At 72.4% G+C, this 15,868-nt stretch carries 11 protein-coding genes and 1 pseudogene; 4 read left to right on the top strand and 8 right to left on the bottom strand.

Going from position 1 to position 15,868, the window contains the following annotated elements; genetic code table 11:
• Nucleotides 1-16: 16 nt before the first annotated feature.
• Complete coding sequence (locus tag ACFWWU_RS10840; protein ID WP_384142152.1) at nt 17-730, top strand: class I SAM-dependent DNA methyltransferase; 714 nt, start codon at nt 17-19, stop codon at nt 728-730.
• Between the two features lie 137 nt (nt 731-867).
• Nucleotides 868-3,354, top strand: coding sequence for a beta-glucosidase (locus ACFWWU_RS10835; RefSeq protein ID WP_384142149.1), 2,487 nt, complete (start codon nt 868-870; stop codon nt 3,352-3,354).
• 77 nt (nt 3,355-3,431) lie between these two features.
• On the opposite strand, the gene ACFWWU_RS10830 is transcribed toward ACFWWU_RS10835, so the two are convergent.
• The 5 genes from ACFWWU_RS10830 to ACFWWU_RS10810 form a co-directional block, all read right to left on the bottom strand.
• A complete protein-coding gene (locus ACFWWU_RS10830) occupies nt 3,432-4,544 on the bottom strand; it encodes a DegT/DnrJ/EryC1/StrS family aminotransferase (RefSeq protein ID WP_384142146.1) in 1,113 nt (370 codons plus the stop codon).
• Complete coding sequence (gene rfbB, locus ACFWWU_RS10825; protein WP_384142143.1) at nt 4,541-5,554, bottom strand: dTDP-glucose 4,6-dehydratase; 1,014 nt, start codon at nt 5,552-5,554, stop codon at nt 4,541-4,543. The genes ACFWWU_RS10830 and rfbB overlap by 4 nt, the downstream gene beginning before the upstream one ends.
• 113 nt (nt 5,555-5,667) lie before the next feature.
• Entirely contained in the window at nt 5,668-6,546 is an 879-nt protein-coding gene (rfbA, locus tag ACFWWU_RS10820) for a glucose-1-phosphate thymidylyltransferase RfbA (protein WP_384142140.1), read from the bottom strand.
• A gap of 172 nt (nt 6,547-6,718) precedes the next feature.
• A complete protein-coding gene (gene desII, locus ACFWWU_RS10815) occupies nt 6,719-8,176 on the bottom strand; it encodes a dTDP-4-amino-4,6-dideoxy-D-glucose ammonia-lyase (RefSeq protein WP_384142136.1) in 1,458 nt (485 codons plus the stop codon).
• Complete coding sequence (locus ACFWWU_RS10810; protein WP_384142133.1) at nt 8,176-9,402, bottom strand: dTDP-4-dehydro-6-deoxyglucose aminotransferase; 1,227 nt, start codon at nt 9,400-9,402, stop codon at nt 8,176-8,178. Before ACFWWU_RS10810 ends, desII begins: the two co-directional genes overlap by 1 nt.
• 361 nt (nt 9,403-9,763) lie before the next feature.
• On the opposite strand from ACFWWU_RS10810, the gene ACFWWU_RS10805 reads away from it, so the two are divergent.
• Nucleotides 9,764-11,014 (top strand): cytochrome P450, encoded by a 1,251-nt coding sequence (locus ACFWWU_RS10805; RefSeq protein WP_384142130.1) that lies wholly within the window; start codon nt 9,764-9,766, stop codon nt 11,012-11,014.
• 135 nt (nt 11,015-11,149) lie between these two features.
• The gene (locus tag ACFWWU_RS10800; protein WP_384142128.1) at nt 11,150-13,936 is read left to right on the top strand and encodes an ATP-binding protein; all 2,787 of its coding nucleotides are present in this window, start codon (nt 11,150-11,152) and stop codon (nt 13,934-13,936) included.
• Nucleotides 13,937-13,976: 40 nt separating this feature from the next.
• Here the strand turns inward: ACFWWU_RS10800 and ACFWWU_RS10795 are convergent, their stop codons facing one another.
• The 3 genes and pseudogenes from ACFWWU_RS10795 to ACFWWU_RS10785 form a co-directional block, all read right to left on the bottom strand.
• A complete protein-coding gene (locus ACFWWU_RS10795) occupies nt 13,977-14,282 on the bottom strand; it encodes a methylmalonyl-CoA mutase family protein (protein ID WP_384142874.1) in 306 nt (101 codons plus the stop codon).
• Between the two features lie 65 nt (nt 14,283-14,347).
• A pseudogene (locus ACFWWU_RS10790) lies at nt 14,348-14,807 on the bottom strand (methylmalonyl-CoA mutase family protein); the annotation flags it as partial.
• Nucleotides 14,808-14,884: 77 nt separating this feature from the next.
• Nucleotides 14,885-15,868 (bottom strand): carbohydrate kinase family protein, encoded by a 984-nt coding sequence (locus ACFWWU_RS10785; protein ID WP_384142125.1) that lies wholly within the window; start codon nt 15,866-15,868, stop codon nt 14,885-14,887.

The following is a 15,868-nucleotide window of genomic DNA, read 5'->3' as shown; positions in this document are numbered from 1 at the left end:
CGAAAGCAGGAGTTCCGTGTACGAAGTCGACCACGCCGACGTCTACGACCTCTTCTACCTCGGTCGCGGCAAGGACTACGCCGCCGAGGCCTCCGACATCGCCGACCTGGTGCGCTCCCGTACCCCCGAGGCGTCCTCGCTCCTGGACGTGGCCTGCGGCACCGGCACCCACCTGGAGCACTTCACCAAGGAGTTCGGCGACACCGCGGGCCTGGAGCTGTCCGAGGACATGCTCATCCACGCCCGCAAGCGGCTGCCCGACGCGACGCTCCACCAGGGCGACATGCGGGACTTCCGGCTCGGCCGCCGCTTCTCCGCCGTGGTCAGCATGTTCAGCTCCGTCGGCTACCTCCGTACGACCGGTGAACTCGACGCCGCCATCGACTCGTTCGCGCGGCACCTGGAGCCCGGCGGCGTCGTCGTGGTGGAGCCGTGGTGGTTCCCGGAGACCTTCGCCGACGGCTGGGTCAGCGCCGACGTCGTCCGCCGGGACGGGCGCACCGTGGCCCGTGTCTCGCACTCGGTGCGGGAGGGCGACGCGACGCGCATGGAGGTGCACTTCACCGTGGCCGACCCGGGCAAGGGCGTGCGGCACTTCTCCGACGTCCACCTCATCACCCTCTTCCACCAGGCGGAGTACGAGGCCGCCTTCACGGCCGCGGGGCTGCGCGTCGAGTACCTGGAGGGCGGCCCGTCGGGCCGCGGCCTCTTCATCGGCGTCCCCGCCTAGTACGCCTCGTACGCCTTGGACGTCTCGTACGTCTCGTACGCCGCGTCCGCCTCGGAGTCCGCGTACTCCCGCCGGACTCCCCACAGACCCCCGGGGCAACGCCTCGGGTGCACCAAGCACAGAGAGAGAAACGAACCGTGACAGGTAAGACCCGAATACCGCGTGTCCGCCGCGGCCGTACGACTCCCAGGGCCTTCACCCTGGCCGTCGTCGGCACCCTCCTGGCGGGCACCACCGTGGCGGCGGCCGCCCCCGGCGCCGCCGACACGGCCAACGTCCAGTACACGAGCCGGGCGGCGGAGCTCGTCGCCCAGATGACGCTCGACGAGAAGATCAGCTTCGTCCACTGGGCCCTGGACCCCGCCCGTCAGAACGTCGGCTACCTTCCCGGCGTGCCGCGTCTCGGCATCCCGGAGCTGCGTGCCGCCGACGGCCCGAACGGCATCCGTCTGGTGGGGAAGACCGCCACCGCGCTGCCCGCGCCGGTCGCCCTGGCCAGCACCTTCGACGACACCATGGCCGACAGCTACGGCAAGGTCATGGGCCGCGACGGGCGCGCGCTCAACCAGGACATGGTGCTCGGCCCGATGATGAACAACATCCGGGTCCCGCACGGCGGCCGGAACTACGAGACCTTCAGCGAGGACCCCCTGGTCTCCTCGCGCACCGCGGTCGCCCAGATCAAGGGCATCCAGGGTGCGGGTCTGATGACCACGGCCAAGCACTTCGCGGCCAACAACCAGGAGAACAACCGCTTCAGCGTGAACGCCACGGTCGACGAGCAGACGCTCCGCGAGATCGAGTTCCCGGCGTTCGAGGCGTCCTCCAAGGCCGGCGCGGCCTCCTTCATGTGTGCCTACAACGGCGTCAACGGGAAGCCGTCCTGTGGCAACGACGAGCTCCTCAACAACGTGCTGCGCACGCAGTGGGGCTTCCAGGGCTGGGTGATGTCCGACTGGCTCGCCACTCCGGGCACCGACGCCATCACCAAGGGCCTCGACCAGGAGATGGGCGTCGAGCTTCCCGGCGACATCCCGCCGGGCGAGCCCTCGCCGCCGGCCAAGTTCTTCGGTGACGCGCTGAAGACGGCCGTCCTGAACGGCACGATCCCCGAGTCGGCCGTGACGCAGTCGGCGGAGCGCATCGTCAACCAGATGGACAAGTTCGGTCTGCTGTCGGCCACCCCGGCGCCGCGGCCCGAGCGCGACAAGGCGGGCGCCCAGGCGGTGTCCCGCAAGGTCGCCGAGAACGGCGCGGTGCTCCTGCGCAACGAGGGCCAGGCCCTGCCGCTCGCCGGTGACGCCGGCAAGAGCATCGCGGTCATCGGTCCGACCGCCGTCGACCCCAAGGTCACCGGCCTGGGCAGCGCCCACGTCGTCCCGGACTCGGCGGCGGCGCCGCTCGACACCATCAAGGCCCGCGCGGGCGCGGGTGCGACGGTGACGTACGAGACGGGTGAGGAGACCTTCGGGACGCAGATCCCGGCGGCGAACCTCAGCCCGGCGTTCAACCAGGGCGTGCAGCTCCAGCCGGGTCAGGCCGGGGCGCTGTACGACGGCACGCTGACCGTGCCCGCCGACGGCGAGTACCGCATCGCGGTCCGCGCCACCGGTGGTTACGCCACGGTGCAGCTCGGCAGCCACACCATCGAGGCCGGCCAGGTCTACGGCAAGGTGAGCAGCCCGCTCCTCAAGCTCACCAAGGGCACGCACAAGCTCACCATCTCGGGCTTCGCGATGAGCGCCACCCCGCTCTCCCTGGAGCTGGGCTGGGTGACGCCGCAGGCGGCCGACGCGACGATCGCGAAGGCCGTGGAGGCGGCGAGGAAGGCCCGTACGGCCATCGTCTTCGCCTACGACGACGGCACCGAGGGCGTCGACCGTCCGAACCTGTCGCTGCCGGGTACGCAGGACAAGCTGATCTCGGCGGTCGCCGACGCCAACCCGAACACGATCGTGGTCCTCAACACCGGTTCGTCGGTGCTGATGCCGTGGCTGTCCAAGACCCGCGCGGTCCTGGACATGTGGTACCCGGGCCAGGCGGGTGCCGAGGCCACCGCCGCGCTGCTCTACGGTGACGTCAACCCGAGCGGCAAGCTGACGCAGAGCTTCCCGGCCGCGGAGAACCAGCACGCTGTCGCCGGCGACCCGAACCGCTACCCGGGCGTCGACAACCAGCAGCAGTACACCGAGGGCATCCACGTCGGGTACCGCTGGTTCGACAAGGAGAACGTCAAGCCGCTGTTCCCGTTCGGGCACGGCCTGTCGTACACCTCGTTCACGCAGAGCGCCCCGACCGTCGTGCGCACGTCCACGGGCGGTCTGAAGGTCACGGTCACGGTCCGCAACAGCGGGCAGCGCGCGGGCCAGGAGGTCGTCCAGGCGTACCTCGGTGCCAGCCCGAACGTGACGGCTCCGCAGGCGAAGAAGAAGCTCGTGGGCTACACGAAGGTGTCGCTCGCCGCGGGCGAGTCGAAGACGGTGACGGTGAACGTCGACCGTCGTCAGCTGCAGTTCTGGGACGCCGCGGCGGACTGCTGGAAGACGGGAACGGGCAGCAGGCTCCTGCAGACCGGTTCGTCCTCCGCGGACCTGCGCGGAAGCACCACGGTCAACGTCTGGTGACGTGACCCCATGAAGACGGCGGTGCCCGCCACCCGGAAGGGTGGCGGGCACCGCCTTTTCGGCCTGCTCGGGCCTTCCTAGCGAAGGGCCCACTCGCGTACGGCGTCGATCACCCGCAGCGCCTGCTCGCGCTCCAGGTGCGGGCCGATCGGCAGGCTGAGGACCTGCCGCGCGAAGCTCTCGGCACGCGGCAGCGAGCCCTCCGCCGGGGCGTCGCCCGCGTAGGCGGGAGAGAGGTGCACCGGCACCGGGTAGTGCGTGAGCGTGTCGACGCCGCGGGCGTCCAGGTGGTCCCGCAGGTCGTCGCGGCGGTCCGTGCGCACGGTGAAGAGGTGCCAGACCGGGTCGGTGTCGGGTGCGGTCACCGGCAGGGCGATGCCGGGCAGTCCGGCGAGTCCGGACAGGTACTCCGCGGCCAGCGCCGACCTGCGGCCGTTCCAGCTGTCGAGGTGCGCGAGGCGGATCCGCAGGACGGCCGCCTGCATCTCGTCCAGGCGGGAGTTGGTGCCCTTCATCTCGTGGCTGTACTTCTGCCGGGAGCCGTAGTTGCGGAGCATCCGCAGCCGTTCGGCGAGCTCGGGGTCGCCGGTCACGACGGCGCCGCCGTCGCCGAAGCAGCCGAGGTTCTTGCCCGGGTAGAAGCTGAAGGCGGCCACCGACGAACCGGCGCCGATCCGCCGGCCCCGGTAGCGGGCGCCGTGCGCCTGCGCGGCGTCCTCCACGATGTGCAGGCCGTGCCGGTCCGCCAGGTCGCGGAGGGCGTCCAGGTCGGCCGGGTGCCCGTAGAGGTGGACGGGGAGGAGCGCCCGGGTGCGGGGGGTGATCGCCTTCTCGACGAGCAGCGGGTCCAGGGTGGGGTGGTCCTCGTGCGGTTCCACGGGCACGGGGGTCGCGCCGGTGGCCGACACCGCGAGCCAGCTGGCGATGTACGTGTGCGAGGGGACGATCACCTCGTCGCCGGGTCCGATGCCGAGGCCGCGGAGCGCCAGCTGGAGGGCGTCCATGCCGCTGTTCACGCCGACGGCGTGGCCGGTCTCGCAGTAGGCGGCGAACTCGCTCTCGAAGCCTTCCAGTTCGAGCCCGAGGAGGTAGCGCCCGGAGTCGAGGACGCGGGCGATGGCGGCGTCGGTCTCCGCGCGCAGCTCCTCGTAGGCGGCCTTGAGGTCGAGGAAGGGGACGCGGGGGGTCATGCGGACACCCCCACCGTCTCGGCGGGGGTGTCCGGCGCGGGCGCCTTGAGCGGCTCCCACCAGTCGCGGTTCTCCCGGTACCAGCGGACGGTGCGCGCGAGGCCGTCCGCGAAGGCGACCCGCGGCCGGTAGCCGAGCTCGCGCTCGATCTTCCCGCCGTCGAGGGAGTAGCGCAGGTCGTGGCCCTTGCGGTCGGCGACCTTCCGGACGGACGACCAGTCCGCGCCGAGCGACTCCAGGAGCATGCCGGTGAGTTCGCGGTTGGTCAGCTCCAGGCCGCCGCCGATGTGGTAGACCTCGCCGGCCCGGCCGCCCGCGAGGACGAGGGCGATGCCCCGGCAGTGGTCGTCGGTGTGCACCCACTCGCGGACGTTCGCGCCGTCGCCGTACAGCGGCAGCGTCCCGCCGTCGAGGAGGTTCGTCACGAAGAGCGGGATCAGCTTCTCGGGGTGCTGGTACGGCCCGTAGTTGTTGCAGCAGCGGGTAATCCGCACGTCGAGGCCGTACGTCCGGTGGTAGGCGCGGGCGACGAGGTCGGAGCCGGCCTTCGAGGCTGCGTAGGGGGAGTTGGGCTCCAGCGGGCTGCTCTCGGTCCAGGAGCCGGAGTCGATCGACCCGTACACCTCGTCGGTGGAGACGTGCACGACCCGGTCCACGCCGGCGTCGACGGCGCACTGGAGGAGGGTCTGCGTGCCCTGCACGTTGGTCTCGGTGAACACGGACGCGCCCGCGATGGAGCGGTCCACGTGGCTCTCGGCCGCGAAGTGGACGATGGCGTCCACGCCGCGCAGCTCCCGGGCGAGGAGCTCGGCGTCGCGGATGTCGCCGTGGACGAAGCGCAGCCGCGGGTCGCCGGCCACCAGGGCCAGGTTGGCGATGTTGCCCGCGTAGGTGAGGCTGTCGAGGACGATCACCTCCTCGGCGGGCACGTCGGGGTACGCCCCGGCGAGGAGCTGCCGCACGAAGTGCGAGCCGATGAAGCCCGCACCTCCGGTCACCAGAAGCCGCACTGCTGTCTTCCTTTCGGTGGCGCTGTCGGTCGCACGACCGGTCACACGGCCGGTCGCGGTGTCGGTGGCGCTGTCGGTGGCGCGTACGCGGCGGTCGCGAGGCGTCGTCGCCCTCACGGGGCTCCCTCGCGGCCGGCGATCTCCATCAGGTACGTGCCGTACTCGGTGCGGGAGAGGCGCTCTCCCAGGCTGTGACAGGCCGCGGCGTCGATGAAGCCCATCCGGAACGCGATCTCCTCGAGGCCGGCGATCCAGACGCCCTGCCGCTCCTCCAGGACCTGGACGTACTGCGCGGCCCGGAGGAGCGAGTCGTGGGTGCCGGTGTCCAGCCACGCGAAGCCGCGGCCCAGGTCGACGAGTTCGGCCCGGCCCCGCTCCAGGTAGACGCGGTTGACGTCGGTGATCTCCAGCTCGCCGCGCGCCGAGGGCCTGATGTTCTTGGCGATGTCCACGACGTCGTTGTCGTAGAGGTAGAGGCCGGTGACGGCGAGGTTGGAGCGGGGCTTGACCGGCTTCTCGACGAGGCCGGTCAGCCGGCCCGCGGCGTCCACCTCGGCGACGCCGTACCGCTCGGGGTCCTTGACCGGGTAGCCGAAGAGCACGCAGCCGTCGAGCCGCGCGATGCTGTCCCGAAGGAGCGTGTACAGGCCGGGCCCGTGGAAGATGTTGTCGCCCAGGATCAGGGCACAGGTGTCGTCGCCGATGTGGCCGGCTCCGACGAGAAGCGCGTCCGCGATTCCCGCGGGCTCTTTCTGGACCGCATAGTCGAGTTCGATTCCGAGATGGCTGCCGTTTCCGAGCAGCGACTCGAAGAGTTCGATGTGCTGGGGGGTGGAGATGATTTGTATCTCGCGAATACCGCCGAGCATGAGAACCGACAGCGGATAGTAGATCATCGGTTTGTTGTAGACCGGAAGAATCTGTTTCGAAATCACCGAGGTCGCCGGATGCAGTCGAGTTCCACTCCCGCCGGCCAGGACTATTCCCTTCATTCCCGGAAGCTAGCAGGAGAAGGCCGGCATTAACGGTTGGCGTGGCGGAGATAGGGGGGCGCTAGGGGATGTGCAGGGGGAGTCCGCCGCACCTTTGGGGGGGGTGGGAAAACGCCGAGGGCCCGGCCGGACGGCCGGGCCCTCGGAAGGGGAGAACGTGCGGGGGTGCGGGTCAGCGCAGGAAGCCGCGGACCTCCGCCCAGCCGTCCGCGGTGTCCCGCTCCAGCTGGTTCAGGCGGGCGGTGACGACCTGGTCGAAGCCGTCCATGAAGTACTCGTCGCCGTCGTGGGGCGCCACCTGGCCGCCGCGCTCGACGAAGTCGCGGACCACCTCGGTGAGGGAGGTGTCGGGGTCCACGCGGCCCGCGATGTACCGGGTCGCGCCGTCCAGGTCGGGGAAGCCGGCCTCGCGGTACAGGTACACGTCGCCGAGGAGGTCGACCTGCACCGACACCTGCGGGTGCGCGGTGGGCCGCATGGTGGAGGGCTTGATCCGCAGCAGTTCGGCGTCGGCCCCGGCCCGCAGGCTGTTCAGGGCGTAGCCGTAGTCGATGTGGAGTCCGGGGGTGCGCTCGCGGACCCGCTCCTCGAAGGCCTTGAGGGCCTCCTGGAGCTCGGCCCGCTCCTCCTGCGGCAGCTTGCCGTCGTCACGGCCGCTGTAGTCCTCGCGGATGTTGACGAAGTCGATCGTCCTGCCCTGCCCGGCCTCGTTGAGGTCGGCGATGAAGTCGACCAGGTCGAGCAGGCGCGAGGCGCGGCCCGGGAGCACGATGTAGGCGAAGCCGAGGTTGATCGGCGACTCGCGTTCGGCCCGCAGCTGCTGGAAGCGGCGCAGGTTCTCGCGGACCCGGCGGAAGGCGCCCTTCTTGCCGGTGGTCTGTTCGTACTCCTCGTCGTTGAGGCCGTAGAGCGACGTACGGACGGCGTGCAGGCCCCACAGGCCGGGCTGGCGCTCCAGGGTGCGCTCGGTGAGCGCGAAGGAGTTCGTGTAGACGGTGGGCCGCAGGCCGTGCTCGACGGCGCGCGTGGCCAGGGTGCCGAGGCCGGGGTTGGTGAGCGGCTCCAGGCCGCCGGAGAAGTACAGGGCGAAGGGGTTGCCCGTGGGTATCTCGTCGATGACCGACCGGAACATGGCGTTGCCGGCGTCGAGGGCGGACGGGTCGTAGCGGGCGCCGGTCACGCGGACGCAGAAGTGGCAGCGGAACATGCAGGTCGGGCCGGGGTAGAGGCCGACGCTGTACGGGAAGACGGGCTTGCCGGAGAGGGCCGCGTCGAAGACGCCGCGCTGCTCCAGGGGGAGCAGGGTGTTCTTCCAGTACGCCCCCGCGGGGCCGGTCTCGACCGCGACGCGGAGCTCCGGCACCTGCGCGAACAGGGCGAGGAGGCGCCGGAAGGCGTCCCGGTCGACGCCCAGGTCGTGACGGGCCTCCTCCAGCGGGGTGAAGGGGCTGTTGCCGTAGCGCACGGCGAGCCGGACCAGCTGGTTGGCGGTGGTCCCGGCCTCGTCGGGCGGTACGAGGCCGCCGGCGACGAGGGTCTGGCCGACGGCGTGGACCGCCGCCCCCAGATCGGCTCCGGGGTGCGCGCAGCGTTCGGCCGGGGCGGTGGCGGCGGGGGCAGGGGCGGTCATCAGGAGCGTCCAATCGTGGGCGTGGAGGTCAGGGGTGTCGTGTCGCGGTGGCGCGCGGTCAGTTCGTGGCCCCGGGCCGCGCAGAACCGCAGTACGTCGCCGACGCGGCGGATGTCGTCGTCGCCGACGGCGGTGCCGGTCGGCAGGGACAGCACGCGCTCGGCGAGCCGTTCGGTGTGCGGCAGCGGGGCGTGCGGCTGCCCGCGGTACGGCTCCAGCTGGTGGCAGCCCGGGGAGAAGTAGGCGCGGGTGTGGATCCCCTCGGCCCGCAGCACGTCCATCACGAGGTCGCGGTGGATGCCGGTGGTCGCCTCGTCGATCTCGACGATCACGTACTGGTGGTTGTTGACGCCGTGCCGGTCGTGGTCGGCGACCAGGAGGCCGGGGACGTCCGCGAGCTGCGCGCGGTAGGCGGCGTGGTTGCCGCGGTTGCGGGCGACGACCTCGGGGAACGCGTCCAGCGAGGTGAGGCCCATCGCGGCGGCGGCCTCGCTCATCTTGGCGTTGGTCCCGCCGGCCGGGCTGCCGCCGGGCAGGTCGAAGCCGAAGTTGTGGAGGGCGCGGATCCGGGCGGCGAGGTCGGCGTCGTCGGTGACGACGGCGCCGCCCTCGAAGGCGTTGACGGCCTTGGTGGCGTGGAAGCTGAAGACCTCGGCGTCGCCGAGGCTGCCCGCGGGCCGGCCGTCGACCGCGCAGCCGAGGGCGTGCGCGGCGTCGAAGAACAGGTGCAGGCCGTGCTCGTCGGCGACCTTCCGCAGCTGGTCGGCGGCGCAGGGGCGGCCCCAGAGGTGGACGCCGAGGACGGCCGAGGTGCGGGGTGTGACGGCGGCGGCCACCTGCTCGGGGTCGAGGTTGCCGGTGTCCGGGTCGATGTCGGCGAAGACCGGGGTGAGGCCGATCCAGCGCATCGCGTGCGGGGTGGCGGCGAACGTCATCGACGGCATGATCACTTCGCCGGTCAGGCCGGCGGCGTGCGCGAGGAGCTGGAGGCCCGCCGTGGCGTTGCAGGTGGCCACGGCGTGCCGGACCCCGGCGAGGCCGGCGACGCGCTGCTCGAACTCGCGGACGAGCGGGCCCCCGTTGGACAGCCACTGGCCGTCGAGGGCCCGGTCGAGCCGCTCGTAGAGCTTGGCGCGGTCGATGCGGTTGGGCCGCCCCACGAGGAGCGGCTGGTCGAAAGCGGCGGGGCCGCCGAAGAATGCGAGGTCGGATAAGGCGCTTTTCACGGATGTTCCCTCCGGGCCACCGTCACGAAATGATTCGCCGATCCGGGAATCCCGAACGAGGTCGCCGCGCTCCACCGTGACGTACGACGCGACGGTCGATTGTGGTGGTCGATTTCGGGGGGACTCTAATCCGCGCGCAACGGACCGACAAGAGCACACTGTGCGCTTCGGATGTGCTTCGGATCACATCCGCTCCCGAGGTATTCCATCGGCGACCCGAATGTGGTGATGCTTGACAGGATCCGGGAATCAGCGGAGCCGCCGGGAGGGCCGGGGCGCGCTCCGCGGAAGAGTACGTGCGAGAAGTCCCGTTCCTCTTCCCGTTTCCGTTCCGCTTCCGGTTCCCAGTCAGGAGTTCTCAGTGCGCCGCCCCCACGAGGGAACGACCGTTTCGCCCCCGGTACTCGACCTTGCCGCCCTGGGGCAGGACTTCGCGGCCGACCCCTACCCGACGTACGCCGGACTGCGTGCCGAGGGTCCGGCCCACCGGGTGCGCACCCCGGACGGGGACGAGGTGTGGCTGGTCGTCGGCTACGACCGGGCGCGGGCGGTCCTCACCGACCCGCGGTTCAGCAAGGACTGGCGGAACTCCACGACGCGCCCGACCGAGGTCGAGGCCCAGCTCACCCACAACATGCTGGAGTCCGACCCGCCGCGCCACACCCGGCTGCGCAAGCTGGTGGCCCGTGAGTTCACCATGCGCCGCGTCGAGTTGCTGCGCCCCCGCGTCGAGGAGATCGTCGACGGGCTCATGGACCGCATGCTGGCGGCCCCCGACGGGCGCGCCGATCTGATGGAGGCCCTGGCCTGGCCGCTGCCGATCACGGTGATCTCCGAACTCCTCGGCGTGCCCGAGCCGGAGCGCGCGGCCTTCCGCGACTGGACCGACGCCTTCGTCTTCCCGGGCGACCCCGCCGAGGCCCAGAGCGCCATGGCCGAGATGAGCCGCTATCTGTCCCGGCTCATCGACTCCAAGCGCGGAGGACGGGGTGAGGACCTGCTCAGCGCGCTCGTGCGGACCAGCGACGAGGACGGTTCCCGGCTGACCTCCGAGGAGCTGCTCGGGATGGCCCACATCCTGCTGGTCGCGGGGCACGAGACCACGGTCAACCTGATCGCCAACGGCATGCACGCGCTCCTCTCGCACCCGGACCAGCTGTCCGCCCTGCGCGCCGACATGACGCTCTTGGACGGCGCGGTGGAGGAGATGCTGCGCTACGAAGGCCCGGTGGAATCCGCGACCTACCGCTTCCCCGTCGAACCCGTCGACCTGGACGGAACGGTCATTCCGGCCGGCGACACGGTCCTCGTCGTCCTGGCCGACGCCCACCGCACACCGGAGCGCTTCCCCGACCCGCACCGCTTCGACATCCGCCGGGACACGAGCGGGCATCTCGCTTTCGGGCACGGCATCCACTTCTGCCTGGGGGCCCCGCTGGCCCGTATGGAGGCCCGGATCGCCGTCCGCGCGCTCCTCGAACGCTGCCCGGACCTCGCCCTGGACGTCTCCCCCGGCGAGCTCGTCTGGTACCCGAATCCGATGATCCGCGGCCTCAAGGCCCTGCCGATCCGCTGGCGGCGAAACCGGGAGGCGGGCAGGCGCACCGGCTGAAACCCGCGCGTCCCCCGTGGCCGGGCCGTCACGTACGGCCCGGCGGATCGGTCCCCTTTCGCCGTAACACGAGCTGGTTAGAGTGATCGGCGGACGACCGAAGGGTTCGGCGCCCGGACGAGGGGGACTTCCGCGATGAATCTGGTGGAACGCGACGGGGAGATAGCCCATCTGAGGGCCGTTCTTGACGCATCCGCCGCCGGTGACGGGACGCTGTTACTCGTCTCCGGACCGGCCGGCAGCGGGAAGACGGAGCTGCTGCGGTCGCTCCGGCGTCTGGCGGCCGAACGGGGCACACCCGTGTGGACGGTCCGTGCGCTGCCGGGCGACCGCGGCGTCCCGCTGGGGGTGCTCTGCCAGTTACTGCGCAGCGCCGAGCAGCACGGTGCCGACACGTCCACCGTCCGCGACCTGGTGGACGCCGCCTCGCGGCGGGCCGGGAACCGCACGGCCCCGGCCGACGCACCGCTCCGCGTCGACGAGACGCACCAGCTGCACGACTGGCTGCGCTCCGTCTCCCTCCGCACCCCGCTCCTCATCGCCGTCGACGACCTGACCCACGCCGACACCGCGTCCCTGAGGTTCCTTCTCCACTGCGCCGCCCACCACGAGCAGGGCGGCATCGGCTTCGTCCTCACCGAGCGCGCGTCGCAGCGCGCCGGGTACCGGGTGTTCCGCGCGGAGCTGCTCCGCCAGCCGCACTGCCGCAACATGTGGCTCTCCGGCCTTCCCCCCAGCGGGGTACGCCGGTTCCTCGCCCACCACTACGGCCCCGAGGCGGCCGAACGGCGAGCTCCCGCCTACCACGCGGCGACCGGCGGGAACCCACTGCTCCTCCGGGCGCTGACCCAGGACCGGCAGGCGGCCCGCACCACCCTCGGCACCGCCGGCGACGACGACCCCGTGTACGGCGACGCCTTCGCCCAGGCCGTCCTCGACTGCCTGCACCGCAGCGCCGACGGCACACTGGAGACCGCCCGCTGGCTCGCCGTCCTCGATCAGTCCGACCCGCTCCTCGTGGAGCGGCTCACCGATGCGACGGCCACCGCCGTCGAGCGCCACCTCCAGGAGCTCGCCGCCATCGGCCTCCTCGACGAGGACGGCACCCTGAGGCATCCCGCGATACGCGAGGCCGCCCTCCAGGACCTGCCGCCCGCGGACCGCACCGAGCTGCACCGGCGCGCCGCGGAGCAGCTGCACCGCGACGGCGCCGACGAGGACACCGTGGCCCGTCATCTGCTCGTCGGCGGCGCCCCCGACGCCCCCTGGGCGCTTCCCCTGCTCGAACGGGGCGCGCAGCAGGCCCTGTTCGACGACCGCCTCGACGACGCGTTCCGGATCCTCGAGTTCGCCGTGCGGTCCAGCACCGACAACACCCAGCTGGCCCGGCTCGCCCCGCATCTGGTCGCGGCCTCCTGGCGGATGAACCCGCACATGACGACCCGGGCCCTCGCGCTCTTCGACCGGCTCCTGGGCGGCGAACTGCCCCCCAGTCACCCGGTCATGGCGCTGATCCGCTGTCTCGTCTGGTACGGGCGGCTGCCCGAGGCCGCCGACGCACTGTCCCGGCTGCGGCCCGCCACGGACGCCGACGCCCTGGAACTGTCGCTCACCCGGATGTGGCTGGCGGCGCTGTGCCCTCCGCTCCTGGAGTCCCTGCCGCCGTCGCCCGAGCCGGAGCGGGGGCCCGTGCCGGTGCGGCTCGCGCCCCGGACGACCGCGCTCCAGGCGCAGGCGGGCGTCTTCCAGCGGGGCCCGGAGAACGCGTCCGTCGCGCAGGCCGAACAGATACTGCAGGGCTGCCGTCTGTCGGAGGAGACGTACGAGGCCCTGGAGACGGCCCTTCTGGTCCTCGTCCACGCCGACCGGCTCGACCGGGCGCTGTTCTGGTCGGACGCGCTGCTCGCCGAGGCCGCGGAGCGGCGGTCGCTGGGCTGGGAGGCGGTCTTCGCCGCGACCCGGGCGATGATCGCGATCCGCTGCGGGGACCTCCCGACGGCGCGGGAGCGGGCCGAGCTGGCGCTCTCCCACGCGGCGCCGGAGAGCTGGGGTCTGGCCGTGGGCGTGCCCCTCTCCGCGCTGCTGCTCGCGTGTACGGAGGCCGGCGAGTACGAGCAGGCGGAGCGGGTCCTGCGGCAGCCGGTGCCGGACGCGATGTTCGACTCGCGGCACGGCATGGAGTACATGCACGCCCGGGGCCGCTACTGGCTGGCGACGGGTCGGCTGCACGCGGCGCTCGGCGAGTTCATGCTGTGCGGGGAGATCCTGGGCAGCTGGAACCTGGACCAGCCCTCGATCGTGCCCTGGCGGACCTCGGCCGCCGAGGTGTACTTGCGGCTCGGCAACCGCCAGAAGGCCAGGGCGCTGGCCGAGGCCCAGCTCGCCCTGGTGCGGCCGGGGCGCTCCCGCACCCGGGGCCTCACCCTGCGGGTCCTCGCGGCGGCGGCGGACGGTCAGCAGGCGGAGCGGCTGCACGCCGAGGCGGTCGACATGCTGCACGACAGCGGCGACCGGCTCGAACACGCCCGTGCGCTGGCCGGGATGAGCCGCCACCAGCAGGCCCAGGGGGACAACTACCGGGCCCGGATGACCGCGCGGCTCGCCGGTGACATGGCGTGGGCCTGTGGCGCGTATCCGCTGGCCGAGGAGATCGTGCCGGGTCGCGGCGGTCGCCGGGCGAAGGCCGTGAGCCCCGACCTCGAACTGCCGGGCGGCCCGGACGTCGGCCTGCTGTCGGAGGCCGAGCGGCGGGTCGCGGCCCTCGCCGCCCGGGGGTTGACGAACCGCCAGATAGCGCGCCGGCTCTGTGTCACCGCGAGCACGGTCGAGCAACATCTGACGCGCGTCTACCGCAAGCTGAACGTGACCCGCCGGGCGGACCTCCCGGTGAGCCTCGCGCAGGACAAGTCCGTCACCGCGTGAGGCGTCCCGGGAGGCCGGGCGGCCTCCCGGGACGCCGGGGTCACACGGTGGTGTCGACCGGGGCGCCGATCGGCGCGTCGAGCGGCACGCCGAGCTGTGTGTCGCGCGGCACGCCGAGCTGCGTGTCGAGCTGTGTGTCGAGCGGCACGCCGAGCTGCGTGTCGAGCGGCCTGGAAGGGCCCCACGCCTCGCGGAGCGCGTCGCAGACCTCCCCGACGGTGGCCCCCGCCGCCAGGGCCTCCTTCATCGGCGGCATCAGGTCGTCGTCGCCGCCGGCCGCCGCCGTCACGGCCGCGAGCGTCCGGTGGACGCGGTCCCCGCAGCGCCAGGCCCGTAGCTTCGCCAGGCGTTCGGCCTGACGCTCCTCGATGCCCGGAGCGGCCCGGACCGGCTCGTACGGCTCCGGTCCCTCGACCGAGACGGTGGTCCACCGCGGCAGCTCGGCCCGGCAGTACCGGAACATGTCGGCCATCAGCCGCAGCGAGGGCGTCGGCGGGAAGACGTACCTCCCCCGCGCGTGGTGCTCCTCGGGCACGTCGTTGCGGATCGTGCCGGTCAGCGCGGTGGCGGGGATCCCCTGTTCCTCCGCGACGAGTTGGTAGAGCAGCAGCAGCAGCAGCGCGGCGGGGGCGTTGATCGCCATCGACGTCGTCACGGTGTCCAGCGGGATCCCCGCGAACAGCACCCGCATGTCGTCGATCGAGTCGATCGCGACCCCCGCCCTGCCGACCTCGCCCGAGGCGAGCGGCGTGTCCGAGTCGCAGCCCATCCGGGTCGGCAGGTCGAAGGCGACCGAGAGGCCCGTCGTGCCGTCGGCGATCAGCTGCTTGTACCGGGCGTTGCACCCCCGCGCGGTCCCGGCCCCGCCGTACGCGACGGGCGGGCCGGACCCGGCGTACGCGACGGGCGGGCCGGACTCCGTCGTCCGGCCCGCCTCCGTCGGCTCCGTCACAGGGCCCCGCTGAAGAGGGCGGGGGCGATCACCGCGGCCTCGGGGCCGTACGTGGCGACGAGCCGCTCGTGGAGTCCGTCCCGCGTGACCTCGTACGTCTGCGGGCCGATCGACTCCAGGGCGAAGGTGGCCATCGCGGCACCCGCCCGGGCGGCGTCGACGATCCCCAGGCCGGAGGCCAGGGCCGCCAGGAAGCCCGCGCGGAACGCGTCGCCGCCGCCGGTGGGGTCCGCGGCGTCCGTCGCGGGCACGGCCGCGCTCTCGATGCCCTGCCTGTCGGCCGTGTCGATGCGGCACCCCTTGGCGCCGAGCGTGGTGATCCAGGTCCCGACCCGGGCGAGCACCTCCGCCTCGGTCCAACCGGTCTTGCTCAGCAGCAGCGCCCGCTCGTACGCGTTCGTGAACAGCAGCTCGGCTCCGTCGACGAGCTCCCGGACGCTGTCGCCCTCCAGCCGGGCGAGCTGCTGCGAGGGGTCCGCGGCGCGGCGGAGGCCGAGCTCGCGGCAGACCCGGGTGTGGCGCACCATCGCCTCGGGGTCGTCCGCGCCGACGAGGACGAGGTCGAGCCCGCCGGGCTGCCGGGCCGCATCGCCCAGGTCGATGTCACGCGCCTCGGCCATCGCGCCGGCGTAGAACGAGGCGAGCTGGTTGCCGTCCTCGTCGGTGGTGCACATGAAGCGGGCGGTGTGCTGCCGGTCCGACACCCGTACGGCGTCGGTGTCGACGCCCGCGGCGCGGAGCAGCTCCCCGTACCCGTCGAAGTCCTTGCCGACGGCGCCGACGAGGACGGGGCGGCGGCCGAGCAGGCCGAGGCCGTACGCGATGTTGGCCGCGACGCCGCCGTGCCGGATGTCGAGGGTGTCGACGAGGAAGGACAGGGACACGTGGGCGAGCTGGTCCGGCAGGATCTGCTCGGCGAAGCGGCCCGGGAAGGTCATCAGATGGTCGGTGGCGATCGACCCGGTGACGGCTATGCGCAT

This window comes from Streptomyces sp. NPDC058650, assembly GCF_042717315.1.
Lineage (GTDB): Bacteria > Actinomycetota > Actinomycetes > Streptomycetales > Streptomycetaceae > Streptomyces.
Note: the sequence above shows the minus strand (reverse complement) of the source record. Positions and strands in the feature narration are given on the sequence as shown.

Coding starts and splice junctions, on each gene's coding strand:
- ACFWWU_RS10830 (WP_384142146.1), bottom strand. CDS start 4,544: ATGACCCCCCGCGTCCCCTTCCTCGACCTCAAGGCCGCCTACGAGGAG.
- rfbA (WP_384142140.1), bottom strand. CDS start 6,546: ATGAAGGGAATAGTCCTGGCCGGCGGGAGTGGAACTCGACTGCATCCG.
- desII (WP_384142136.1), bottom strand. CDS start 8,176: ATGACCGCCCCTGCCCCCGCCGCCACCGCCCCGGCCGAACGCTGCGCG.
- ACFWWU_RS10800 (WP_384142128.1), top strand. CDS start 11,150: ATGAATCTGGTGGAACGCGACGGGGAGATAGCCCATCTGAGGGCCGTT.
- ACFWWU_RS10785 (WP_384142125.1), bottom strand. CDS start 15,868: ATGCGCATAGCCGTCACCGGGTCGATCGCCACCGACCATCTGATGACC.